Source organism: Aurantimicrobium photophilum, assembly GCF_003194085.1.
Classification (GTDB): Bacteria; Actinomycetota; Actinomycetes; order Actinomycetales; family Microbacteriaceae; genus Aurantimicrobium; species Aurantimicrobium photophilum.
In genome coordinates this window covers 1146228-1168576 of the sequence record NZ_CP023994.1, presented here as the reverse complement: position 1 = coordinate 1168576, position 22349 = coordinate 1146228, and the positions used below count along the sequence as shown (strand labels likewise).

General features: G+C 55.6%; 29 protein-coding genes and 1 tRNA gene. 19 read left to right on the top strand and 11 right to left on the bottom strand.

Features of this window, described 5'->3' with window-relative positions:
* Positions 1-28 precede the first annotated feature (28 nt).
* Positions 29-898: a PHP domain-containing protein gene (locus AURMO_RS05805; protein ID WP_110233938.1), complete on the top strand. Its 870-nt coding sequence runs from the start codon at positions 29-31 to the stop codon at positions 896-898.
* Here AURMO_RS05805 and AURMO_RS05800 read toward each other — a convergent pair.
* The 3 genes from AURMO_RS05800 to AURMO_RS05790 are packed head-to-tail and all read right to left on the bottom strand — an operon-like array spanning position 886 to position 3389.
* Complete coding sequence (locus AURMO_RS05800; protein WP_110233936.1) at positions 886-1233, bottom strand: antibiotic biosynthesis monooxygenase family protein; 348 nt, start codon at positions 1231-1233, stop codon at positions 886-888. The two genes, AURMO_RS05805 and AURMO_RS05800, sit on opposite strands and share 13 nt — an antisense overlap.
* Before the next feature lie 9 nt (positions 1234-1242).
* Positions 1243-1950 carry a GAP family protein gene (locus tag AURMO_RS05795; protein WP_110233934.1) on the bottom strand — a complete coding sequence of 236 codons (708 nt, stop codon included), beginning with the start codon at positions 1948-1950 and terminating at the stop codon, positions 1243-1245.
* An 11-nt stretch (positions 1951-1961) separates the two neighbouring features.
* Positions 1962-3389 (bottom strand): DEAD/DEAH box helicase, encoded by a 1428-nt coding sequence (locus AURMO_RS05790; RefSeq protein WP_110233933.1) that lies wholly within the window; start codon positions 3387-3389, stop codon positions 1962-1964.
* 138 nt (positions 3390-3527) lie between these two features.
* Between AURMO_RS05790 and AURMO_RS05785 the strand changes: the two genes are divergently transcribed.
* Positions 3528-4250 (top strand): ferritin-like fold-containing protein, encoded by a 723-nt coding sequence (locus tag AURMO_RS05785; RefSeq protein ID WP_239406804.1) that lies wholly within the window; start codon positions 3528-3530, stop codon positions 4248-4250.
* A 25-nt stretch (positions 4251-4275) separates the two neighbouring features.
* Here the strand turns inward: AURMO_RS05785 and AURMO_RS05780 are convergent, their stop codons facing one another.
* Positions 4276-4500, bottom strand: coding sequence for a DUF3107 domain-containing protein (locus AURMO_RS05780; RefSeq protein WP_110233927.1), 225 nt, complete (start codon positions 4498-4500; stop codon positions 4276-4278).
* A gap of 147 nt (positions 4501-4647) precedes the next feature.
* On the opposite strand from AURMO_RS05780, the gene AURMO_RS05775 reads away from it, so the two are divergent.
* From AURMO_RS05775 to AURMO_RS05765, 3 genes are all read left to right on the top strand, one after another.
* Entirely contained in the window at positions 4648-5610 is a 963-nt protein-coding gene (locus AURMO_RS05775) for an FAD-dependent oxidoreductase (RefSeq protein WP_162532686.1), read from the top strand.
* Between the two features lie 80 nt (positions 5611-5690).
* Positions 5691-6881, top strand: a complete 1191-nt coding sequence (locus AURMO_RS05770) for a CaiB/BaiF CoA transferase family protein (protein ID WP_204163596.1) — start codon at positions 5691-5693, stop codon at positions 6879-6881.
* 12 nt (positions 6882-6893) lie between these two features.
* Positions 6894-8078 (top strand): acyl-CoA dehydrogenase family protein, encoded by a 1185-nt coding sequence (locus tag AURMO_RS05765; protein ID WP_110233923.1) that lies wholly within the window; start codon positions 6894-6896, stop codon positions 8076-8078.
* Positions 8079-8081: 3 nt separating this feature from the next.
* On the opposite strand, the gene AURMO_RS05760 is transcribed toward AURMO_RS05765, so the two are convergent.
* From AURMO_RS05760 to AURMO_RS05750, 3 genes are read right to left on the bottom strand one after another with little or no spacing between them, the layout of a single operon-like run.
* Positions 8082-8825: an ABC transporter ATP-binding protein gene (locus tag AURMO_RS05760; protein WP_110233921.1), complete on the bottom strand. Its 744-nt coding sequence runs from the start codon at positions 8823-8825 to the stop codon at positions 8082-8084.
* Positions 8825-9625, bottom strand: a complete 801-nt coding sequence (locus AURMO_RS05755) for an ABC transporter permease (RefSeq protein WP_239406803.1) — start codon at positions 9623-9625, stop codon at positions 8825-8827. Before AURMO_RS05755 ends, AURMO_RS05760 begins: the two co-directional genes overlap by 1 nt.
* Positions 9626-9661: 36 nt before the next feature.
* Positions 9662-10354 (bottom strand): phosphocholine cytidylyltransferase family protein, encoded by a 693-nt coding sequence (locus AURMO_RS05750; RefSeq protein WP_110233916.1) that lies wholly within the window; start codon positions 10352-10354, stop codon positions 9662-9664.
* Positions 10355-10564: 210 nt separating this feature from the next.
* Here AURMO_RS05750 and AURMO_RS05745 point away from each other — a divergent pair, with 210 nt between their 5' ends.
* From AURMO_RS05745 to AURMO_RS05725, 5 genes are read left to right on the top strand one after another with little or no spacing between them, the layout of a single operon-like run.
* Complete coding sequence (locus tag AURMO_RS05745; RefSeq protein ID WP_110233914.1) at positions 10565-10846, top strand: DUF3039 domain-containing protein; 282 nt, start codon at positions 10565-10567, stop codon at positions 10844-10846.
* Positions 10839-11678: a glutamate racemase gene (gene murI / locus AURMO_RS05740; RefSeq protein WP_110233911.1), complete on the top strand. Its 840-nt coding sequence runs from the start codon at positions 10839-10841 to the stop codon at positions 11676-11678. Before AURMO_RS05745 ends, murI begins: the two co-directional genes overlap by 8 nt.
* 8 nt (positions 11679-11686) lie before the next feature.
* Positions 11687-12421 carry a ribonuclease PH gene (gene rph, locus AURMO_RS05735; protein ID WP_110233908.1) on the top strand — a complete coding sequence of 245 codons (735 nt, stop codon included), beginning with the start codon at positions 11687-11689 and terminating at the stop codon, positions 12419-12421.
* A gap of 3 nt (positions 12422-12424) precedes the next feature.
* On the top strand, positions 12425-13009 hold the full coding sequence (rdgB, locus tag AURMO_RS05730; protein ID WP_110233906.1) for an RdgB/HAM1 family non-canonical purine NTP pyrophosphatase: 585 nt from the start codon (positions 12425-12427) through the stop codon (positions 13007-13009).
* Positions 13006-13698 (top strand): SDR family NAD(P)-dependent oxidoreductase, encoded by a 693-nt coding sequence (locus AURMO_RS05725; RefSeq protein ID WP_110233904.1) that lies wholly within the window; start codon positions 13006-13008, stop codon positions 13696-13698. Before rdgB ends, AURMO_RS05725 begins: the two co-directional genes overlap by 4 nt.
* On the opposite strand, the gene AURMO_RS05720 is transcribed toward AURMO_RS05725, so the two are convergent.
* The 4 genes from AURMO_RS05720 to AURMO_RS05705 form a co-directional block, all read right to left on the bottom strand.
* Positions 13695-14549, bottom strand: a complete 855-nt coding sequence (locus tag AURMO_RS05720) for a PhzF family phenazine biosynthesis protein (RefSeq protein ID WP_110233902.1) — start codon at positions 14547-14549, stop codon at positions 13695-13697. The two genes, AURMO_RS05725 and AURMO_RS05720, sit on opposite strands and share 4 nt — an antisense overlap.
* Before the next feature lie 8 nt (positions 14550-14557).
* Positions 14558-15337, bottom strand: coding sequence for a DedA family protein (locus AURMO_RS05715; RefSeq protein ID WP_110233900.1), 780 nt, complete (start codon positions 15335-15337; stop codon positions 14558-14560).
* A gap of 41 nt (positions 15338-15378) precedes the next feature.
* A complete protein-coding gene (locus AURMO_RS05710; protein ID WP_239406802.1) occupies positions 15379-16026 on the bottom strand; it encodes a DedA family protein in 648 nt (215 codons plus the stop codon).
* Between the two features lie 38 nt (positions 16027-16064).
* A tRNA-Leu gene (locus AURMO_RS05705) sits at positions 16065-16146 on the bottom strand.
* 72 nt (positions 16147-16218) lie between these two features.
* On the opposite strand from AURMO_RS05705, the gene AURMO_RS05700 reads away from it, so the two are divergent.
* From AURMO_RS05700 to AURMO_RS05660, 9 genes are all read left to right on the top strand, one after another.
* A complete protein-coding gene (locus tag AURMO_RS05700; RefSeq protein ID WP_110233898.1) occupies positions 16219-17358 on the top strand; it encodes an acyltransferase family protein in 1140 nt (379 codons plus the stop codon).
* Positions 17359-17415: 57 nt separating this feature from the next.
* Positions 17416-17922: a YceD family protein gene (locus AURMO_RS05695; protein ID WP_110234889.1), complete on the top strand. Its 507-nt coding sequence runs from the start codon at positions 17416-17418 to the stop codon at positions 17920-17922.
* A gap of 21 nt (positions 17923-17943) precedes the next feature.
* The gene (gene rpmF / locus AURMO_RS05690; protein WP_110233896.1) at positions 17944-18150 is read left to right on the top strand and encodes a 50S ribosomal protein L32; all 207 of its coding nucleotides are present in this window, start codon (positions 17944-17946) and stop codon (positions 18148-18150) included.
* 24 nt (positions 18151-18174) lie between these two features.
* Positions 18175-18882: a ribonuclease III gene (gene rnc, locus AURMO_RS05685; RefSeq protein WP_110233893.1), complete on the top strand. Its 708-nt coding sequence runs from the start codon at positions 18175-18177 to the stop codon at positions 18880-18882.
* Between the two features lie 7 nt (positions 18883-18889).
* A complete protein-coding gene (gene mutM / locus AURMO_RS05680; RefSeq protein WP_110233891.1) occupies positions 18890-19750 on the top strand; it encodes a bifunctional DNA-formamidopyrimidine glycosylase/DNA-(apurinic or apyrimidinic site) lyase in 861 nt (286 codons plus the stop codon).
* A gap of 82 nt (positions 19751-19832) precedes the next feature.
* A complete protein-coding gene (locus tag AURMO_RS05675) occupies positions 19833-20081 on the top strand; it encodes a type II toxin-antitoxin system Phd/YefM family antitoxin (protein ID WP_110233889.1) in 249 nt (82 codons plus the stop codon).
* Entirely contained in the window at positions 20078-20335 is a 258-nt protein-coding gene (locus tag AURMO_RS05670; RefSeq protein ID WP_110233887.1) for a type II toxin-antitoxin system RelE family toxin, read from the top strand. The genes AURMO_RS05675 and AURMO_RS05670 overlap by 4 nt, the downstream gene beginning before the upstream one ends.
* A 41-nt stretch (positions 20336-20376) precedes the next feature.
* Positions 20377-21453, top strand: coding sequence for an alanine racemase (locus tag AURMO_RS05665; protein WP_110233885.1), 1077 nt, complete (start codon positions 20377-20379; stop codon positions 21451-21453).
* Between the two features lie 92 nt (positions 21454-21545).
* The gene (locus AURMO_RS05660; RefSeq protein ID WP_110233883.1) at positions 21546-22310 is read left to right on the top strand and encodes an IclR family transcriptional regulator; all 765 of its coding nucleotides are present in this window, start codon (positions 21546-21548) and stop codon (positions 22308-22310) included.
* Positions 22311-22349 lie beyond the last annotated feature (39 nt).

Sequence of the window (22349 nt, the reverse complement as noted above, 5' to 3'; positions counted from 1 at the left end):
TGTCCCCAGCCGGGCATAGAGTGAAAGGGTGGAAGCATTCTTGAGAGCCCAGGGTCCAATTGACCTTCACCTCCACAGCAATGTCTCCGATGGCACCGGATCTCCTACCGATGTTGTCCGTGAAGCACATGCTGCCGGTGTTCGCACCATGGCTCTCACTGACCACGACACCGCAGCGGGCTGGGATGAAGCCCGGGAAGAGTGCCTGCGCCTAGGGATGTCATTTATCCCCGGTATGGAGTTCAGCTCGCGCATTGAACATGGCAGCATCCACATCCTGGCGTATCTGATTGATCCCAACTACGCTCCACTTGCTGAGGAACTGGACAAACTTCAAAATGACCGCGAGAACCGTCTTCGTCAGATGACGGAGAACGTTAGCGCTGACTATGACATCACCTGGGAGCATGTGATGGAGCAGGTTGCTGCCTCAGGTAAATCACTGGGGCGCCCTCACCTGGCAGATGCTCTCGTTGCGCAGGGCATTATTGGTGAACGTAGTGAGGCTTTTGATGGCATCTTGTCCAAGAATGGCCCCTATTACGTCTCGCAATACGCCTTAGATCCCGTCTCTGCCGTGAAGCTCATTCGAGCTGCCGGTGGCGTTCCGGTAATGGCTCACCCCACCACCAGGGGACGCGTGGCACCGATGGAATACATTGATCGATTGATCGAGGCAGGTCTTGGTGGCTATGAAATTGAGCACAGAGAAAACATGGAGCCTGGCAAGACCATCCTGCGCGAAATCTGTGTCGAACGCGGGCTGATCATGACTGGGTCAAGTGACTATCACGGCACGGGTAAACCTAACCAGCCAGGTGAGAACACGACCGCTCCTGAGATGCTCGCCAAGATCATTGAGCAGGGAACAGGCGCTTCGCCCAGTTATCCGGCGTAGAAGGTGCCTTTGCCCTTCACGGCAGAGGCAATGCTGGGTATTTTGCCATCACCATAGGCGGCAACGACCTCTGAAATGACTACTTGGTAGCCGTCATACCAGCGCTGAACACCGGCCTTCGCGCTGAGGTGATCGGGAAAGCGCGAGAACTCTTTCAGAGTCTCTTTATCGGCGAAGTAGTAAATGGAGTTCTTCACGCCACCTTCTGGAGCCAGCCAGCGCTCAACACCAAGATAGCCAGGCATCGCCTGAACGAATTCTTCAATGGCGTCGTCGAGACGGTAGAACTCGTCGTCGTAGGTGCCGGGTTTGAAGATGAACTGTGCAGAGAACATGTTTCAGTTCTACCAGCTGATCAGAGCAAATTGATTGGGTCCAATAGCAATCAATGCGCAATAGATGGCAAAGATGGCTGCAATGACGCCCAAGATTTGGAACTGGTGATCCATGGTGAAGCGAAACAGATTCGTGAGCTGAACATTGCCCTTTTCGCCGCGGAACAAACGCCACAGCGGTGGCAGCAGCACAGGCACCATCGCCACGATGTAGACAAGTAACACGGTGGGCAACTGCAGCCACCAGGGAACATCCGCTGCTGTCACATCGTGAATAGCGGGCACCAACATGGCAAAGCTGGTGATGTCTTTAATACTCAAGGCAAAAGCGAAAGCAAAGAAAGTGACTGTCTTTGCTTTTGCAATGCGACTAGTTAGTCCCTGCTCAGCTTTCTTGGCAAGGTCGGGGTGAGGAATAAACAGCCACACAGCAATACCAGTCAGCACCACAGCTGCCGTGGACCAGACAATCCCACCAATAATGTCGGGTGAGTGAGGTGCTGGTTTGGGCAAAGATGCGAAACCTGCCGTCAGCAAAATACACGCCAGCAAGAAGGCACTACCGGAACCGGTAGCCACCGCAATGCTGCGCCTAATCCACTTCGACGAACTGGTGGAAAGAAGCTGGAGGCCGAGAAGTGACGGAGTGAACGAAGCGCCGATGGCGAGCGGAATAACCCGCACCAACAGCTCTACTTCAGCCACTCCGATGTTCATGGAGAAACTACTTATGCTCCGCCGAGACCTGGACCGCGACGACGGTTACGGGTGCGGGTGCGCGACGGGTTGTTCCCGTCGTGGTGTTCGTCTCCGCGACCATCGTGTGCTCCACCGGCAACGCCATGGGTGCCCTCGGGGCTGACGTGCTTGGGTGGGTTGTTGGTGCGACGGCGGTTACGATCGCCAGAACCTTCACGCTTTTCACCCTCGCGCTGACGACCGGTGTGACCTTCGGCGGTCTTGGTGGGAGGAGTGGACTTGAGGCGACCCTTGGCATCGGTGGGGATGTTCAGGTCGGTGAAGAGGTGAGGGGATGACGAGTAGGTCTCGGTGGGTTCTGGCTGACCGAACTCGAGAGCCTTGTTAATCAAGGCCCACTTGTGCAGGTCTTCCCAGTCCACGAAGGTCACCGCGATACCGGTCTTACCGGCACGGCCGGTACGACCCGCGCGGTGCAGGTAGGTCTGGTCTTCGTCAGGGATGGTGTGGTTGATCACGTGGGTCACGTCATCAACATCGATACCGCGAGCAGCAACGTCAGTTGCAATGAGGATTTCCTTCTTGCCCGACTTGAACTGGGCCATGCCACGTTCGCGCTGTTCCTGGTTGAGGTCACCGTGCACGGCAACAGCAGGGAAGCCGCGGTCGGTGAGCTCTTCCACCAGGCGTGACGCTGCACGCTTGGTGCGGGTAAAGATGACGGTCTTGCCGCGGCCTTCAGCCTGGAGAATACGAGCAATGACCTCGTCCTTATCCATGTTGTGGGCGCGGTACACCAGGTGCTTGATGTTGGCCTGAGTAAGACCTTCATCTGGGTCGGTGGCACGAATGTGGATGGGGTTGTTCATGAAGCGACGAGCCAGCGCCACGATGGGGCCAGGCATGGTTGCTGAGAACAGCATGGTGTGACGCTTGGGAGGAGTCTGCGAGAAGATCTTCTCAATGTCAGCTAAGAAGCCGAGGTCGAGCATCTTGTCTGCCTCATCGAGAACGATTTCTTCGATCTCAGAAAGAGAAAGTAAGCGCTGGTTAGCGAGGTCAAGGAGTCGACCGGGGGTTCCGACGACGATCTGAGCCCCAGCCTTGAGCTGCTCTACCTGGCCTTCGTAGGACTTGCCACCATAGATGGAGACAACCTTGGTCTCACGGTTGGAAGTGGCTAGTTCCATGTCTTCGGCAACCTGAACGCACAGTTCACGGGTGGGCACAACAACAAGCACCTTCACACCGGGGCCGGGGTTGGTTCCGAGGCGCTGAATGATGGGCAAACCAAAGCCGAAAGTCTTACCAGTACCGGTTTTGGCCTGTCCGATGATGTCCTGACCGCCCAAAGCAAGAGGGATGGTCTGCTCTTGAATGGGGAAGGGTTCAAGAATTCCCTTAGAAGCCAACGCTTCAACAATGTCAGCGTCGATATTTAAATCTGCAAAAGTCACGTAGGTGCCTGTCGTGTAAAAAGGTTCTACGCCTTTTCATTCGTCACACAGGCGTAGGGCTACCGATCCGTTGCCGGTAGCGACGTAACAAGCCTATCTCGCCTCGCTCGTATGCCGGTTTAGGCATAGGCTTGATACGTGGTCTTTTCTTGGTTTGGCATGCGCAAGCGCAGAGTCGTTGCGCCTACCCTCAAACCTCGTCAAGAGAAGGTTGAACGCGAAGACAAGGTTGACCTCAAGGACATGTCTCCTGATGTTGTGCCGTTCTTGGCGCAGGTTGCCTACTTCGAGCTCGCTGTCTTTGAATCACTGACGCGCGCTGTCACCGCTGCCCCCACCCTCGCTGCCAAAGAAGGTTTGAGCGCGGCAGCTGGTGAAGTTCTCGCTAAACACCATGGCCTCGTAGCCGAGCTTCGCAAGAAGAAGGTGGATCCAGCCGAGGAGATGGCACCTTTTGCTCCAGCAATTGACAAGTTTGAAGAGCTCACTGGTGGACGCAACTGGTATGAAATGCTTCTCGGTGTTTACCTCACCGCAGGTTTCTTGGATGACTTCTTTGTTCGTTTGGTGCCCAGCCTGCCTAAGGCACTTGCTGGCCGCGTAGAGATCTTGTTGGAAACAGATCGTTCTGCAGAAGTAATCGTTGCTTTGCTCAAGGAAGGCATCGAAGCAGATCCCACCTTGGCGTCACGCCTGGCTGTGTGGGGGCGTCGCCTCGTGGGCGACACTCAACTTGTTGCGCGCTCTGCCCTGCACATGTCAGACAACCGTGCAGACGACGAACAGCGCATTGAGCCTGTCTTCACAGACCTCATTGCAGCGCACTCGCGCCGAATGGATGAACTAGGGCTGACGGCCTAGTTCCTTACTTGTTGTGGGGCGAGTATTAGCCCACGAAACCGACGCGTCGGCTCTGGTCAGATCCAACCTCAACAAATGCGATATTGCCTGCGGCGATGAGGTACACCTTGCCCTTGTCATCTGACAGCTTCAACAGTGGGTCGCTGCCGGTGAGGGCGTTCGAGACGAGTGCTTCGACCTCAGCCAAAGATTGAGAAGTCTCCAGACCAATCTCACGAGAAGTGTTGATCATGCCAATGCGAATTTCCATGTGAAGACCTTTCGTAATTCGAACGAGTCCAACACTATGACAAAAAGCTGGACCCACTATGTTTGTGAAGCCTGCTTTCGCGCAGAGAGTAACTTCACCTGCACGTGACCATAATGAAGTATTGATAGAAACCAGATGGAGGGCACGATGACAACATCTTCCGATGTACTTGTCGTCGGTGCCGGGGTTTCGGGATTGTCTGTGGGAATTCTGCTGCTCAAGCAGGGCTACAGCGTCGAAGTATGGGCAAAAGATATTCCCCCTCACACCACCAGTGATGTGGCAGCGGCATTGTGGTATCCGTATCTGTGCCAGCCTCGCAATAAAGCAATTACCTGGAGTAAGAACACTCACGACTATCTCAAGGAACATGCACTTCCAGATCCACGAAGTGGGTGCATCGTTCGAAGCTTTCTCGAGTTATTTGAGGAACCCGTAGGGGAACCTTGGTGGGCAGAGGCAGTGGATTCTTACCGCCATGTTTGTCCCGAAGAACTTCCACCTGGCTATGTCGATGGGTATCAGACTGACGTTGTGCTAATGGACAGCGAGGTCTATATGCGCTGGTTAGTGGATGTTTTCTCAGAACTAGGTGGAGTGCTCACCGTTCGAGAGCTGTACGACTTTGGTGAAGCATTTGCGGTCAATCCACTGGTGATTAACTGCACTGGTTTAGGTTCACGAGAGCTCTGTTCTGATGAAAAGGTGTATCCCGTTCGAGGTCAGGTAGTGCGCGCAGCTTTGAACTCTTTCTCTGACATTGTGGTCTCTGAGACGGCTTCTGGGCTTTCCCTCATCGCGCCACGTATCGACGATGTTGTCCTTGGTGGCACAACTCAAGCACATAACTGGAACACCGAAGAAGATCCTGCTGACACAGCAGACATTTTGCGCAAAGTTGCCGCCCTTTCCCCAGACTTTGAGAACGTGACTGTTCTTGATGTGAAGGTGGGCTTACGCCCTGCCCGAGACGAGGTTCGACTTGAGGCTGAGAAGGTTGACGGTGGTGTGCTCATCCATAACTATGGTCACGGTGGTGCCGGTTACACGCTGTCGTGGGGCTGCGCCCAGGACGTAGTGGCCCTTGTTCAGGCGAACCTTCACAGGTGATGCAAGTTTCGGTCACTCGCGGGTGCGAGTAGAGGTCATTCTTGCCCAAACGACTCAGCGAGCGAGCGTAGGATGGCGATATGGCAACACCAGCTCATGCCGATGGTGGCATCCTTGCAGGAATACGGGTCCTCGACTTTTCTCGTGTCCTTGCCGGCCCCTACGCCACGATGACCTTGGCGGACTTTGGCGCTGATGTCATCAAGATTGAAAGTGCTGATGGTGATGACACTCGTGGCTGGCGTCCACCCGTAGACGGGCAGGGTGTTTCCACCTATTTCTCCAGCGTTAATCGCAATAAGCGATCCGTCATTCTCGACCTCCGCACGCAGGAGGGCAAAGCCAAGGCTCAGGAACTTCTGGCCACCGCAGATGTGGTGATTGAAAACTTTCGACCTGGCGTGATGACCAAGCTGGGTTTCAACTTCGAAGAAGCCCAGAAGATCAATCCGGGAATTATTTACTGTTCCATCACCGGGTTTGGCTCGGGCAAGGGTGCCAGTCTTGCTGGCTATGACCTTCTGGTGCAGGCACTCGGTGGCTTGATGAGTGTCACCGGTCCTCAAGACGGTGGTCCCACCAAAGTGGGTGTGGCTTTGATTGACATCATGACCGGTATGAATGCCGTGCAAGGAATCTTGCTTGCGCTCACAGCACGTGCCCATGCCGAGCCCGGTCAGTGGAAAGGGCAACTCATTCACGTAGACCTGATGACGACCTTGTTGGCGGCCATGACAAACCAGGCATCAGCAGCCCTGAACGCCGGGGTGACTCCGGTTCGTTTGGGAAATGCCCACCCCAGCATTTCTCCCTATGAGCTCTATGACGCAGGGGACCGACCACTACTTATTGCGGTGGGCAATGACAAACAGTTCCATACTTTGGTTCGACTTCTTGGAATTGAACACCTCACTACAGACCCACGTTTTACTGATAATCCCAGCCGTGCCACGCACCGGGAAGAACTCCGTGCACTTCTTGAAGAAGTCTTGAAGACTCAACCAGGAACGCACTGGGTGGAGCTGCTGAGTACTCAAGGTGTTCCTTCCGGGTTGGTCAACACACTGCCGGAAGCCTTTGAATTTGCAGACACACTGGAGCTCAATGCTGTGGTGGATATCCCCACTGCCGATGGTGATCACACCTTCCGGCAGGTGGTGAACCCCATCCATATTCCTGGACGAGGTGCCAGTTACAGGCTTGCTCCACCCTCGCTGGGAGAGCATAGTGAAGATGTCCGCTGGCTCGATGAGAAGCCGTCGGATGAGTAGTGAAGGAAAACAATGAGTACCGCTGAATTCCCCGAAGTTTCTGTGATGGATGAGGTCTTCGATCTCCACGCGATTTTGCAGCCTGACGAAATCGAATGGGCCATGAAGGCTCGTACATTCGCACAAACTCACATTCGTCCGGTTATCGAGGACGACTTCGACAAGAAGTACTTCCGCAAGGAACTCATTCCCCTCATTGCTGAGCAGGGCTTCCTGGGTATGCACCTCAAGGGTTACGGTTGCGCGGGAGCATCAGCTGTCAGCTACGGCCTGGTCTGTCTCGAGACAGAAGCTGTCGACAGCGGGTGGCGCACGTTCATCTCCGTCATGGGATCACTGGCCATGTCAGCGATTTACAAATACGGCACCGAAGAACAGAAGAACTACTGGCTGCCTCAGATGGCTAAGGGGGAGAAGCTCGGTTGCTTCGGCCTGACCGAACCACAGGGTGGTAGTGATCCTGCCAACATGCTCACCACCGCCACCAGGGTGGGGGAAACGTGGGTGATCAACGGTGCCAAGCGCTGGATCGGTTTGGCCACCCTCGCAGATCTGGCAATTATCTGGGCGATGACTGATGAAGGCGTGCGCGGCTTCATTGTTCCCACTGACACACCAGGCTTCACAGCAACCGCCATTGATGGCAAGCTCTCGATGCGTGCGTCGATCCAGTGCGAGATTGAACTCGACAATGTGACCGTGCCTGCAGATGCAATCTTGCCGGGTGCCAAGGGCCTCTCCGGGCCCTTCGGCTGTCTCAACGAGGCTCGATACGGCATCATTTGGGGCGCTATGGGTGCAGCTCGAGCATGTCTGGATGCAGCAATTATTCGTTCGAAGGAGCGTGAGGTATTTGGCAAGCCCATTGGCTCATTCCAACTAACTCAGGCCAAGCTCGCGGACATGACACTCGAATACGAGAAGGGTGTTCTCCTTGCCCTCCACATTGGCCGCCAGAAAGATGCTGGAACGCTCAACCTGGCACAAATCAGTGTGGGCAAGCTCAACAGTGTGCGCGAAGCTCTCAAGATTGCGCGCGAAGCGCGCACTATCCTTGGCGGCGATGGCATCACGGGAGAATTCCCCGTCATGCGTCACATGGCCAACCTGGAATCCGTGCGCACCTATGAGGGCACCGATGAGATTCACCAGCTCGTGGTTGGTCGAGCTTTGACTGGACTCAACGCATTTAGCTAAGGCTTAGAGACCGGGGTAGTCCTCGTTGTAGGCATCGAGGACTGCTTCGATGGGCCCATCGAGTTTGAGGGATCCCTTGTCGAGGTAGAGGCCTCGACTGCAGAAGCGGCGCAAGTCGCCTTCGCTGTGTGAAACGAAGAAGAGGGTGCGGCCTTCAGCCAGCATCTCTTCAATGCGGCGGTAACACTTGTTGCGGAATGACTTATCACCCACGGCAAGAACTTCGTCCACGAGCAGAACTGGTTCTTCCAGGCTCGTGACCACTGAGAATGCCAAGCGCACTTTCATTCCGCTGGAGAGGTGCTTGTAGGGGGTATCAAGGAAGTCTTCGATCTCGGCGAATTCGATGATGTCATCGAACTTCGCTGCCACCTGCTCACGGGTCATGCCGTGCAAACCTGCGGTGAGATAGACGTTGTCACGGACCGTGAGGTCATCGACGAACCCACCGGTAATTTCAATCAGGGGAGCAACACCAGCATTGACATTGACGGAACCCTCATCGGGGATGAGTACGTTAGCCACCAGCTTGAGCAGTGTCGACTTGCCCTGACCATTACGTCCCACCACGCCGATGGCTTCACCAGGGTGAACCTCAAAGCTGACGTGCTGGAGAGCCCAGAACTCATTGGGCTTAGAACGACGTGCCTTGGTGGAGAACAGGTCCTTGAAGGAGCGACGCCCCTTGTGGTTGCGACGAAAGCGGATGCCGGCGTCGGTCACAGTAATCACAGCAGAAGAAGTCATTAGATCTCCTTCAAAACGGATCGTTCGGCACGTTTGAAGACCCACAGACCCACAGCCAAAATTGCGAGAGACATGGTGGCAGAAATGCCCACAACTGTCCAGTTCAGTTCTTGGGGGAAGAACGCTGCGCGATAGAGATCAAAGATGCCGGCAAGAGGGTTGAAAGCTGCCCACGGCTGAATTGCAGCAGGCAAATCACCAAAGGCATAAATAATCGGCGATGCATAGAACAAGAAGCGCAGCACCAACTTGATGGCACGTTCGAGGTCCCTGAAGAACACCACCAGTGGTGCCACGATCAGGCCGATACCGAAGCTGAGGATGGCTTGCACAAGGATAGCCAGGGGGAAGAAGACAACCTCCCAGCTGAGTTGAGCTCCGGCAAATATGGCAAACAAGGCGAGGACCGGGAGTGCAAACAGGAACTCAATACCCTTACCCAACACAATGCTGGCAACCCAAATGCTGCGGGGGATTGCTGTGGAGCGAACAAGCTTGGCTGACTTCAGGAAAGCACGTGTCGAGTCCGAGACGGCACCGTTGAACCACATCCACGGCAGGAGTCCGGCCAGCAGGAAGACGATGTAGGGCTCTGTGCCGGCAGCGCGCTGGAACACCTGGGTGAAGATGAACCAGTAGATGCCACTCATGATCAAGGGATCAAGAATCGACCAGAGATATCCCAGTGCACTGGTGGAGTAGCGAACCTTGAGGTCGCGACGAGTCAGCAGCCAGAGGGCGTGACGATAGCGCGCGAAAGAAGACCGTTGATACGGTGACTGTTCCACAGATGCGCTCACGAAATACGAGCCTACGGCTAGTTAGAGCCTGAGAGGTTAAACGAAGAGGTTGGCGCGCTCGAGGTCCTCAGCGAAGTCGATTTCGACGGCGTAGAGGTCAGAGATGTCAACAGGCTCAACCAAGACACCATCCTGCTCGATAGCGAGCTCAAGGCCACGCTCGAAGTAATCCTGGTCGTTCACCTTGGTGAGCTGACGCAGCAGAACTGCCTTGTCCTTAGCGGAGATGTAGTTGATACCTACTGCCTCGCCCAGGCCGCCCTTGACGGTCTTGGAGAGTTCCTTGATGTAACCCTCGGCAGTGGTGGTGTACTTGACCTCTTCGTCTGAGACGGAAGAAGTGTTCACAGAGACGAAGGACTGGTCGCGCACGATCAGTTCAGATGCACGCACGAGAGCTGCGGGGTCGAAGACCACGTCACCGTTCATCCATAGAACGCCACCCGTGCTGGATGCACGCAGTGCGCGCATGAGCGACTTGGAGGTGTTGGTGGTGTCGTACTGCTCGTTGTAAACAAAGTTCACGTCGGGGAAAGCCTCGATGATGTGCTCGAGCTTGTAGCCGACAACAACAGTGATGTGTGCGTCTGCACCGAAAGCGAAGCGAATGTTTTCCATCTGCTGCTGCATGATGGTGCGGCCGTCGCTGAGTTCAGTCAGGGGCTTAGGAAGTGAGCGGCCCAAACGGCTACCCATGCCTGCAGCAAGAATGACAACCTGCGTAGTCACGATAAATCTCCTTGTGTGGTGTATTCGATGCACCAGGGAAGAAAGCAAAACGGGCATCAGAAAATGTCGATAGATACGACACCCCGTTATGTCTCCTTCAGTTTACCCGGCGTTTACCCGAAAAATCCAGACATTTCGGCACTTTGTTGCTCATTCGTGTCCATTTTCACAGGGTTCACTCAGGGGGCTTCCGCCTCATAGAATTGGCATATGAGCTCGACATTCCCTGATGGCACTCCACTGGAGACCGGTGGCGGCACCGCAACCCTGGACCGTGAGCTCGAAGAACTCCTGCGGAATGAGCAGTTAGAAGATGGCGATCACGATCGTTTCTCTCACTACGTGAAGAAAGACGACATCTTGAAGTCGGCTCTCTCGGGCAAACCCGTCAAGGCTCTCTGCGGAAAAAAGTGGACTCCGGGTCGTGACCCCGACAAGTTCCCGGTCTGCCAGACCTGTAAAGACATCTACGAGAAGATGGCGAATGACTAGCGGGAAGTTCAACCGCAACGCCCCCATCGGTGTCTTTGACTCCGGAGTTGGTGGCCTCACCGTTGCCCGGGCAATCCGTGACTCTCTGCCTCACGAATCGATCATTTACATCGGTGACACCGCTCACTCGCCCTATGGCACCAAAAGCATCGCGGATGTCCGCACGTATGCCCTGAATGTGCTTGACAATCTGGTTGAGCAGGGCGTCAAGATGCTGGTCATTGCTTGCAACACCGCCAGTGCTGCGATGTTGCGCGATGCCCGTGAGCGTTATGACGTTCCTGTGGTGGAAGTGATTCAGCCTGCGGTACGCGGTGCGCTCGCAGCGACGCGTAACAACCGCATTGGCGTGATTGCCACCGACGCCACCATTACCTCTCGTGCTTACAACGACGCCTTTGCCGCAGCACCTCACCTGGAGCTCTTCACCCAGGCAGCACCTCGTTTCGTCGAATTCGTTGAAGCTGGCCAGACCAGCGGTGCTGACGTTCTTCGGGTAGCCCGTGAGTATCTGCAGCCCCTCATCAAGGCAGACATTGACACCTTGGTCCTCGGTTGCACCCACTACCCCTTCCTCCGTGGAGCCATCTCCTATGTCATGGGAGATCACGTTCGACTGGTAGCCAGCGACAACGAAACCGCCAAGGACGTCTACCGCGAACTGGTGAACCGAGAGCTCGACCGCGTAGACCCCACACCTCCCACCTATCGCTATGAAGCAACGGGAGATAACACCGCAGAGTTCCTGCGTTTGTCCTCGTTGTTCCTTGGCCCCCAAGTCCTCACCGTGGATTACACCCCCACCGGTGCTATCGATCTTCCCCTCACCTAAAGGAACCCATGTCAGAGAACATCACTCGTGCCGACGGCCGCGCCGTTAACCAGCTTCGTGAAATCACTATCGAGCGCGGCTGGAGCGAACAGGCTGAAGGTTCCGCGCTGATCTCCTTTGGTAAGACCAAGGTGCTCTGCACGGCTTCCTTCACCAGTGGCGTTCCCCGCTGGATGACCGGCAAAGGTAAAGGCTGGGTCACCGCCGAATACGCGATGATTCCTCGCTCCACCAACTCCCGCATGGACCGCGAAGCAGTCAAGGGCAAGATTGGTGGTCGCACCCATGAGATCTCGCGTTTGATTGGTCGTTCGCTGCGTGCCGTGGTCAACACTAAGGCCCTCGGTGAAAACACCATCGTGATCGACTGCGACGTTCTCCAGGCAGATGGTGGCACTCGCACCGCAGCCATTACCGGCGCCTATGTTGCGCTCGCCGAAGCCATTCAGTGGGGCAAGGACAACAACCTCATCCCTAAGAGTGCCGAACCCCTCATTGACAGTGTTGCTGCTGTCTCGGTGGGCATCATTGATGGCACCCCCATGCTCGACCTCGCCTATGTCGAGGATGTCCGCGCAGAGACCGACATGAATGTCGTGGTCACTGGTCGCGGACTGTTCGTTGAGGTTCAGGGCACCGCCGAAGGTGCACCCTTCGATCGCAACGAGCTCACCGCTCTGCTTGATTTGGCCGTTGCTGGTGCTGAAGACCTCACCAACTTCCAGCGTCAGGCACTTGCCTAACTCATGAACACCTTCGTGCTCGCTACCCACAATCAGCACAAGATTGAGGAATTCAACGCGATACTCGGCGAGCTCGTTCCCGGCATCAACGTCATCGGTTATGACGGCCCTGAGCCCATCGAAGATGGTGTGAGCTTTGCCGAGAACGCGCTGATCAAAGCGCGTGCGGCGGCAGCACACACCGGCCTGCCGTCCCTCTCTGACGACTCCGGCATTTGTGTCGATGTCTTGGGTGGCATGCCCGGAATCTTCTCGGCACGCTGGGCAGGTAATGCCAAAGACAACGCAGCTAACGTGCAGCTGCTGCTGGATCAGATGAGCGATGTGCGAGACAGCGACCGTGGAGCTCACTTCACCTGCCACATCGCTGTGGTGATTCCTGAGACCCAGGAAGAGTTTGTCGTGGTGGGAAACTGGCCCGGCACAATCGCCCGTGAGGTTCACGGTGTGAACGGTTTTGGTTACGACCCTGTGTTTATTCCTGAAGGCTTTGAGGTCACGGCAGCGATTCTGGACCCGGCAGAGAAAAACAAACTCAGCCACCGCTCTCGCGCACTGCAGGCGTTAGCTGACAGACTCAGCTCATGACTGAACTTTCTGGCGCACGAATTCTCGTTACCGGAGCCACCGGAGCTCTGGGATCACGTATTGCCGGGCACTTCGCCGCACAGGGTGCTCAGTTGGTGCTCACCGGGCGTGATGCAGACAAACTGCAAGCTCTTGGAATTCCCGCAGAGCTGTTCACTCTTGATCTCTCTCTGCCTGGTGCAGCGGCGTCACTCATTCAGACCGTGACGTCAGCAGGACAACTTGACGGCGTCGTTGCCGCGCATGGTGTGGTGGCATTTGGCCCTGTTGTCGAGCTTGATTCTCAGACTCTGGGAACTTTGCAAGCATTGAACCAGACCAGTCCCATTGAACTCATCACCTCTGCCATCCCCGCGCTGTTAGCGTCCAAGGCCGCGGGTCGTGAACCGTTTGTGCTCACCATCTCCGGCGTCATCGCAGATATGCCCACGGCAGGCATGGCGGCGTATGGCGCGAGCAAGGCAGGGCTGAAGTCCTTCGTCTCTGCCACGCAGCGTGAACTTCGCCGTGAAGGCATTCGTGTGCTGGACACGCGTCCACCTCACACCGAAACTGGTCTTGCATCCAGGGCTATTGCCGGTGTTGCTCCCACGATGCCTCAGGGCTTAGATCCTGATGCTGTGGCTGCACGCATCGTGGCAGCCATCGTGAATGATGAAAAGGATGTTCCTGCGGAACTCTTTAGCTAGTTCAGATCGGTAGCGGTGCCAGAAATCTTCATTCTGGAACCACCAATGGTGAGCATGATGGAGCTGGGACGCCCCATGTCATCGCCTTGGAAAATCGTGACGTGGTCACCTGAACCATAGACACCTGTGTCGCGAAAGTAAGCACCCAGTGCGGCAGCGGCAGAACCGGTTGCGGGGTCTTCATAGATACCCACGGATGGTGCGGGGTTGCGTGAGTGCCATCTGCGACCGTGAGGGTCGCCCTCGTCGGGATAGGCCAGCTGGATGGTGGTCCAGCCGTGTTCCTTCATCAGGTCACCGAGCACATCAAAGTCGTAGTCCATCGAGGCGAGTGTCTCGCGGCTGTCTAAGACCAAGATGGGGTGGGCATTACCCACGAAGCCAACGGCAGGAGTGAAGCGGGTGTCCAGATCAGACTCATCCCAATCCAGTGCATCCAGGATGTCGTAGACCAGGTCGGGATCCAATGGCTGCAATGTTGCTGGGGGAGAAGTGAGCGTGGCAACGACGGAACGTCCTGCCACGGTGACATCAACTTCAACCGGGCCTGCATTGGTGCTCAGTTCATAGACTCCATCACCGTATTCGCGGCCCAACACAACTCCCGAAGCAATCGTGGCATGGCCACAGAAAGCAACTTCTGCTTCGGGGGTGAAGTAGCGAATCTGGTAGCTGTTCTCTCTGTCCTTGTGGGGAAAGAGGAAGGCAGTTTCGGAATACCCCACTTCGTGGGCGACAGAAAGCATCTCTGCATCGCTCATACCCTCGGCGTTGAGAACGACTCCGGCAGGGTTACCGCCTTCGGGGTCGTCGCTGAACGCAGTCAGACGCAACACCTCAGGAGCGGACATAGCTTTTCCTACTTCGTGGTGACGTCAGGCTCGTGCTGACCGTCGTGCTTCTGTGAGAACACGTCAGGCTTGAGAGCGAGCTTCTCTGCCTCGTCGTGAGTGACCTTGAGTGCTTCAGGGGAGTGCTTGTGTGCAGCTTCCTTCTTGGCACGACGAGCCTTCATCACGGCCTGGATGTAGTGGTAAACGCTGGGGATCAACACGATGACAACGACTCCGAGCAGAACGATGTCGATGTAGTCCTGAACGAATGCCGCGACGACGGGAATGTGTCCCACGCCATAACCCAGTGCGGTCAGACCGGAACCCCAGATGATGGCACCGATGAGGTTATAGAGGGTGTACTTTTTGTAGTTCATGTGACCCACACCAGCTGCCACAGGGGCGAAGGTGCGCACGACGGGCACGAAGCGAGCAATGATCACGGCTAGTCCGCCGTAGCGAACGAAGAAGCTGTTGGTGCGTTCGACATTCTTCTTACTGAAGAAGCCGCTCTCGTTTTTTTCGAAAATACTGGGGCCGAATTTATGGCCAATCAGATAGCCCACTTCACCACCGATGAAGGCGGCGGCGCTAATGGCAGCACACACAACAAAGATGTTCGCGCCGAAAGTGTCGGTGACGGTGAGGACACCAGCCGAGATGAGGAGGGTGTCTCCAGGAAGGAGAAACCCAACCAAGAGGCCGGTCTCAGCGAAGACAATGAATGCCACACCGAGGAGGGCATAAGGCCCAAAGCCGTCAATCAGGTTTGCAGGGTCAAGCCAGGGAATCAACGAGGTGTGCATAGTGGTTCCAGCCTACCTGTTGGCTCGGAGCGCGCTTTCAACTAATTCGCAGGATTTTGCTGACGGTCGCGGCGCTCCACAACCCAGGTTCGGATGCTGAATATGACTGAAGCAGTGATGAAGAAACCAGCGATGACGTAGGCAGCTGCCTTCACGCCGGGGATGCTCGCTGCGTAATAGCCCACAAGTGTCAGCCCCACACCCCACGCAAGAGCGCCGACAAAGTTGCTGGTGAGGAATTTGAAGTAGTTCATCTTGCCGATGCCGGCAACCCAGGGAACAAATACGCGAGCCCAGGGAATGAAACGCGCAATGACGACAGACCACCAACCGTAAGAGTTGTAGAACTTCTCCACCCGGGCGATGATCTTTTTCATCCGTGGACCGCTCTTGCGATCAAGGTAGGGGCGTCCGAGGTGGCGACCCAAAATGAAACCAACCTGGTCACCGACAAAAGCAGCGATGCCAACACCGAGAGCTAATATCCATACGCTCAGTTCCGGAGTTGCTGCAGTAACAAGGCCCGCAGCAAAGAGGAGAGAGTCACCGGTAATGAACGGAATGAAGGCGCCAACAAAGAGGCCGGTTCCGGCGAACACAAGCCCCCACACCACGAGATAGAACACCACAACACCTACTTGTGAGAACAGATCAGTCATCTGTCCATCAAGTGCCGAGGCGTGCAACATAAGTGCTCTTTCTCATGAGGTTGTTAGAGAAGTATTTGTACGGGAGAAGGGACTTGAACCCTCACGCCTCTCGGCACCAGAACCTAAATCTGGCGTGTATACCAATTTCACCACTCCCGCGAGTGTTACCTGACTAGTTTATGTGCCATTCTGGTTCAACCGCTCACTCCCTCCTGAGAGGACACAACGTACGTGACCCCTGCACCACAGCACCGTTTCTTACTCCTAGATGGGATGCGTGGCGTTGCCGCCCTGGGTGTTCTCGCGTTTCACGTCACGGTGAGTGCAACCTCAGATTTCCAGCAGCTGGCTTCCTTCTATCTCTTCGTGGACTTCTTCTTCGTCCTCAGTGGCTTCGTGCTCTGGCCCAGCATGCCTCAGCACGGCAAGCAGCTGGGCCGCACATCAGGCATCTTCATTCTTAAGCGTGTTTTTAGATTTTGGCCACTGGCCATTACCAGCCTCATTGTTGCGTTGATCGCCATTGACTGGGAACGCAATGTGTTGGTGGCGAAAGACAACTTCAATGCTCCTTATGGCAGCTTGGCGGGATTGCCGGCAGATGAACGGGTTCATATCCTCGTCATTGCCTTCCTGCTTCTGCAGGTGTTGTTGGCTTCAGCAATTGCGATCAACGTTCCGCTGTGGTCCCTCTCTGCTGAGTGGATTGCCAACGTCATCTATGCCCCCTTGACAGCAGTGAAGTGGGGCATGGGAATCATCCTGGCCGTCATCGCTGGCTACGTCATGCTCTGGTATGGATTGACCTCAGATGCGTCCTTCATTGAATACAGCGGACCTATCCGAGGTTTTGAGGCGGTGGGTCGTGCGTTTCTCGGCTTTGGCTTGGGACTCTTGCTGCGCAAGTATCTGACTCAGTTATCTCGTTTTCGTAACTGGTGGATGCTGGTTATCTCCGTCGGTTTGGTTGTTTCCCTTTTCTTCATCGAAGATGCCTGGCACTGGGATTCTTACCGCTACAACATCACCTACTTCGCTGCCCCCATCTTTGCTCTGCTGATTCTGCAGCTGACTAAGTTCGAAGTCACCCCGGGAACGCGCAAAGCCAAGGTGTTGTCCATTATGGGCGCCTATTCCTTCGGTGTGTATGTTTTCCACCAGCCCCTGATCCAGTGGACCAACATTGTGTTGGGCACACCCAGTGGTGCCTACCCACCTGGCAAATGGGTCTACTTCTTCCTGGTTGAATCCGTGAGCATCACGATTGTGTCAATCTTGTTCACGCTCATTGCCCGCACGTTAGTCGAGGCACCACTGCAGCGCATGGGTAAGAAGTTGATCCAGAAAGCGTCGTCGAAACTATCCGCGTAGACTTGTCTCGTGGCTAAATTCGTCAAAACCCCCTTCACCATTGAGGTCTATGACCTCATGCACCGTCCCGGTGAGCACCGCGAGCGTGAGCTCGATATTGCTGCGCCTGAAAAGTTGGGCGAAGGAATTATTGCTGTTCCTGCGGGCGAAAATATCCACCTTGACCTGCGTTTAGAGTCGCTCGGAGACGGTATTTTGGTCACCGCTGAGGTCGAAACAACAGCTCTGGGAGAGTGCGGAAGATGCCTCGAACCCATCGAGCAGGACCTCGAAGTCGAATTTCAGGAACTTTTCGCGTATTCTGTTGACGAAGCATTTGATTATGAGGTTCACGACGACCACGTGGATCTTGAACCTCTAGTCAGGGAAGCGGTAGTGCTCGCACTTCCGTTCCAGCCGGTTTGCCGGCCAGATTGTGCTGGTCTCGATCCTGAGACTGGTGAGCGTTTGGCAGAACCACTGGATACCACGCTGGAAGAGACGATTGACCCGAGATGGGCCGCGCTGAGCCAGCTGACTGCTTCCGCAGACAACGGTGACACAAGCACCGGTAAAAAGAAGTAAGTAAGAAGAGAAGAGATAGCCATGGCTGTTCCCAAGCGCAAAATGTCGCGAGCTAGCACTCGCATGCGCCGTGCCCAGTGGAAGGCAACTGCTGCCACCCTCGTCAAGAGCGTTGACGCTAACGGCAAGGTTTCCTACAGCCTTCCTCACCGCGCCAAGGTTGTTGAAGACTCTGCCGGCACCCCACTCTTCATGGAGTACAAGGGCCGCAAGGTAGCTGACGTTTAGTCACACCCTTATAGGCGAGTGAGCATGAGCTCTCCTGCTTCTGGTCATCTGACCGATATCTCGAGTCTCTCGAGTTCTCTTGGCATACCCCTGGACGGGGAGCTCTACGAGCTTGCCCTGACGCACCGCTCCTATGCCTACGAGCATGGCGGCATTGCCAACAACGAGCGCCTGGAATTCCTCGGCGACTCAGTATTGGGTCAAGCCGTCACGGTCATGCTCTATACCAACTACCCCGACTTGGATGAGGGTGACCTGGCCAAGCGCCGGGCTTCCTTGGTCTCCACACTGGCTTTGGCTGAAGTGGCTCGCAGTATTGAGCTCGGCCAATACATTCGCTTAGGTAATGGCGAAGAACTCACCGGTGGACGCAACAAGGATTCCATCCTGGCTGACACCGTAGAAGCACTCTTTGGTGCCACCTATCTCACCGCAGGTCCCGAGGTTGCCAATGCCCTCGTGCTGCGCCTGATTGAACCACTGCTGGACAACCCCGAACGCTTCGGTGCAGCAATGGATCCCAAGACCAGCCTGCAAGAGGCTGTTGCCAAGCTGGGTACTGCCGTTCCTGTGTATTCGGTTGAAGCAGCAGGTCCTGACCACGCACGCGTCTTCACCGCCACAGTCACCGTGGGGGAACTCGTCACCGCCACCGGCACGGGCACCAGCAAGAAGCACGCCGAGATGGCAGCTGCCCTCACTGCGTGGTCATCGCTCGGCGAGACGAACTAACTTCCCTATGCCTGAGCTTCCCGAAGTTGAGGTGGTGCGTGCAGGGTTAGAACCTGCACTGGTCGGTGCTCGGATTGACTCTGTTCAGGTATTCGATCCACGTTCGCTCAAACGTCATGACGCGAGACGTGGAGATTTTGTCGGCATGCTTCAGGGAGCAACGGTGCTCTCTGCCGAGCGCCGAGGAAAGTTCATGTGGTTCCCTCTGGGCTCAGGCGATGCCCTGGTGACTCACCTGGGCATGAGTGGTCAGGTTCTCTTACGAGATCTCGATGCAGCACCAGATCGCCATTTGCGCATCCAATACGTCATCACGCATCCAGAGCATGGCCAGCTCGTGGTTAACTTCGTCGACCAGCGCATCTTTGGATCGATGGCTGTGGATGAACTGGTGGAACAACCTTCGGGCCTTGTTCCCTCTCAAGCAGCCCACATCGCGCTGGATCCCCTCAATCCGTTCTTTGATGACGAGCTATTCATCACGCGGCTGCGCAAGAAAAGCACAGGCGTGAAGAGAGCCTTGCTGGATCAGACACTCATTAGCGGCGTGGGGAACATCTATGCCGATGAGTCGTTGTGGGCGGCAAAGATTCACGGGGAGAAACCTTCAGACACGTTGTCGAAGGCGAAAGCACGTGAGCTCCTGGAGGCAGTGCGAGCAATCCTCACCAAAGCATTGGGGGAGGGTGGCACCAGCTTCGACGAGCAATACGTGAACGTGAACGGTGAATCGGGTTACTTCTCCCACAGCCTCAACGCCTATGGACAGCAGGGCAAACCGTGCCCACGTTGCGGCACACCCATTCGGCGGGTGACGTTCATGAACCGTGGTTCACACTTCTGCCCGAAATGTCAGAGGGTGGCATAAGACTGAGCTCATATTTCCCTGGTGCTGAAGGGAAAGTGAGGAAGTTATGTACATAACAAGTTCTGAGTTGTACAATTCAGATATGTCTATTGTGAGTGTGGCTGACGCCCGAAACAACTTCTCTGAGATCATTACGCAGTCTCAGACCGAAGCTGTCTTTATCGAACGCCGGGGCCAACAGGCAGCAGTTCTGGTGAGCCCCGAGCATTACGAGCGCATGATGGTTGCACTTGAAGACGCAGAGGACGTTGCAGCATTTGATGCAGCAATGGCTGAAGAGGGCCCCAACATTCCGTGGGCTCAAGTGAAGTCAGATCTGGGTTGGGTGTGACCTACTCGATTGAACTTCGCCCGGCTGCAATTCGTGCACTGAAAACAATTGGGCATCAAGACCGGGACCGTGTTCGCGGAGCTATAGCTTTGCTCGGTGAGGAGCCACGCCCTCCAGGCGCTCAAGCACTGCAGGGGCGCCCAGGTCTGCGCGTGCGAGTGGGGAATTACCGCATCATTTACACCGTTGACGACAACGTGTTGGTCGTCGTCGTCATTACGCTGGGACACCGCAGAAATGTCTATGAGAAATAAAGTTATTCTTCACGTATCCCTTCGAAAGTAAGCTCGCAGTCATGACTATCTCTGCACCGGAGACTCCCTACATCGCTATAGAGCTCGGCATACTGCAGGGAAACATTGCCCGCGCTGCTGAGGCAGCGCGCACGGCAGGCATTGCTCTGCGTCCCCACGTGAAGACACACAAGATCATCGAGATCGCCCGCATGCAAGAAGCCGCCGGGATTCTCGGTATCACGGTTGCCACCCTTGGTGAAGCTGAAGTGTTTGTGGAGGCAGGATTCCCGGATGTCTTCATTGCCTATCCGCTCTGGTTGACGCCTATTAAGGCAAAGCGATTAGATGCTCTCCTTGATCGAGCCACTATTCGGATGGGGATTGATTCGCTGGAATCGGGAAAGAAACTTGCCGAGCATCTTCGAGGCCGTGCTTCTCTGATTGAACTACTCATCGAAGTGGACTGCGGTCACCACCGCAGCGGTATTGCTCCTGAGGGCGTGGGGAAGTTGGCAGTTGGTCTTCGAGATCTGGGTCTTGAGGTGTCCGGGTGCTTTACCTTCCCTGGACATAGTTACTCAGTCGATGGCCGTGCCGCAGCGGCTCAGGACGAGGCGCGGGCGTTGTCTCATGCACAGGAGCAGCTTGTTGCAGCTGGCTTCCCTGACGCCAACATTGTCAGCGGTGGATCTACACCGTCGCTGGCTGAGGCAGATGCTTCGGTGGTGACCGAGCAGCGTCCGGGTGTCTATGTCTTCAACGATGCACAACAGATTGAGCTGGGTTCGTGTGACTGGGACGACGTTGCCCTGACCGTGCATGGAACGGTGGTGAGTGTTCGTGGTAGCCGGGTGATTGTGGATGCGGGAAGCAAGGTACTCGGTGCCGATAAAGCCCCTTATGCCAGCGGCTATGGTCGTGTGCTGGGACAGCCCGATGCGCGCATCGTGGCGCTGTCTGAACACCACGCCACCATTGAGTTCCCTGAAGGATATGCGCCCGTTCTGGGTGATGTTCTGCCGGTTATTCCGAACCATGTGTGTAACACCGTGAACCTCGCAGATGAGGTTTTTGTCTTCGATCGTGGTGTTGTTGTGGACCGCTGGAAGGTCGCTGCGCGGGGAAGAAATTCCTGATTTTTCTATTTATCTTGATATCGAGATAAATGAGGAGTAGTGTTCCGGTCATTGGAACCTTATTTCTTGAGGCCTGAAAGGGCAGATATTTCATGAGTCCAGCACGTACTACTGCCGGTGCACCTATCTCCTCGATTGGTCGCGGCATCGCCGTTCTTGGTTGTTTCAATGAGCGCCGCCGCGCACTGACGCTGTCGGAACTGTCTGAGAAGTCCCTGCTTCCCATGTCGAGCACACACCGTGTTGTTGCCGAGTTGGTTGCGGGTGGTTTCTTGGTTCGCGGATCTGACCGTCGTTACCGCATCGGAACGCGCGTGTGGTCGATTGGTCAGCTCGCTCCTGTAAGCGACCAGCTGCGTCACCGCGCCCTCCCCACTCTTGCTCGTCTCTATGAAGAGACCGGTGAAAACATCACCCTCGCCGTGCTGGACCGCGGCCAGGCACTCTACGTTGACCGTATTGGTGGCGAACGTTCCGTTCACACCGCATCTCGTGCGGGTGGACACCTTCCCCTGCACACCACAGGTGTGGGCAAGGTGTTGCTGGCGTGGCAGAGCCCCGAGGCTATTGAGAAATATCTCAGCCGTCCGCTCTCTCGCACCACTCCCTACTCGATCGTGGACCCCGTCAAGCTCAAGACCGAGCTGGTTGAGACCAAGACTCGTGGCTATGCCGTGGCTCGCCAGGAGAGCACAGCAGGTAACGGATCTGTTGCTGTTCCTATTCTGCGAGGTGGCCGTTGTGTGGCTGCTGTGGGTGTGGTTGCTCACCTGACACACATGGATATTCCTCGTTTAGTAGAGGTGCTTCAGCAGGCTGCTGATTCGATTCGTAAAGAACTCGAAGACGACCACTAAATCGGTGGTTTTGTCGGGCTTTTATATCCAGTAAATTTG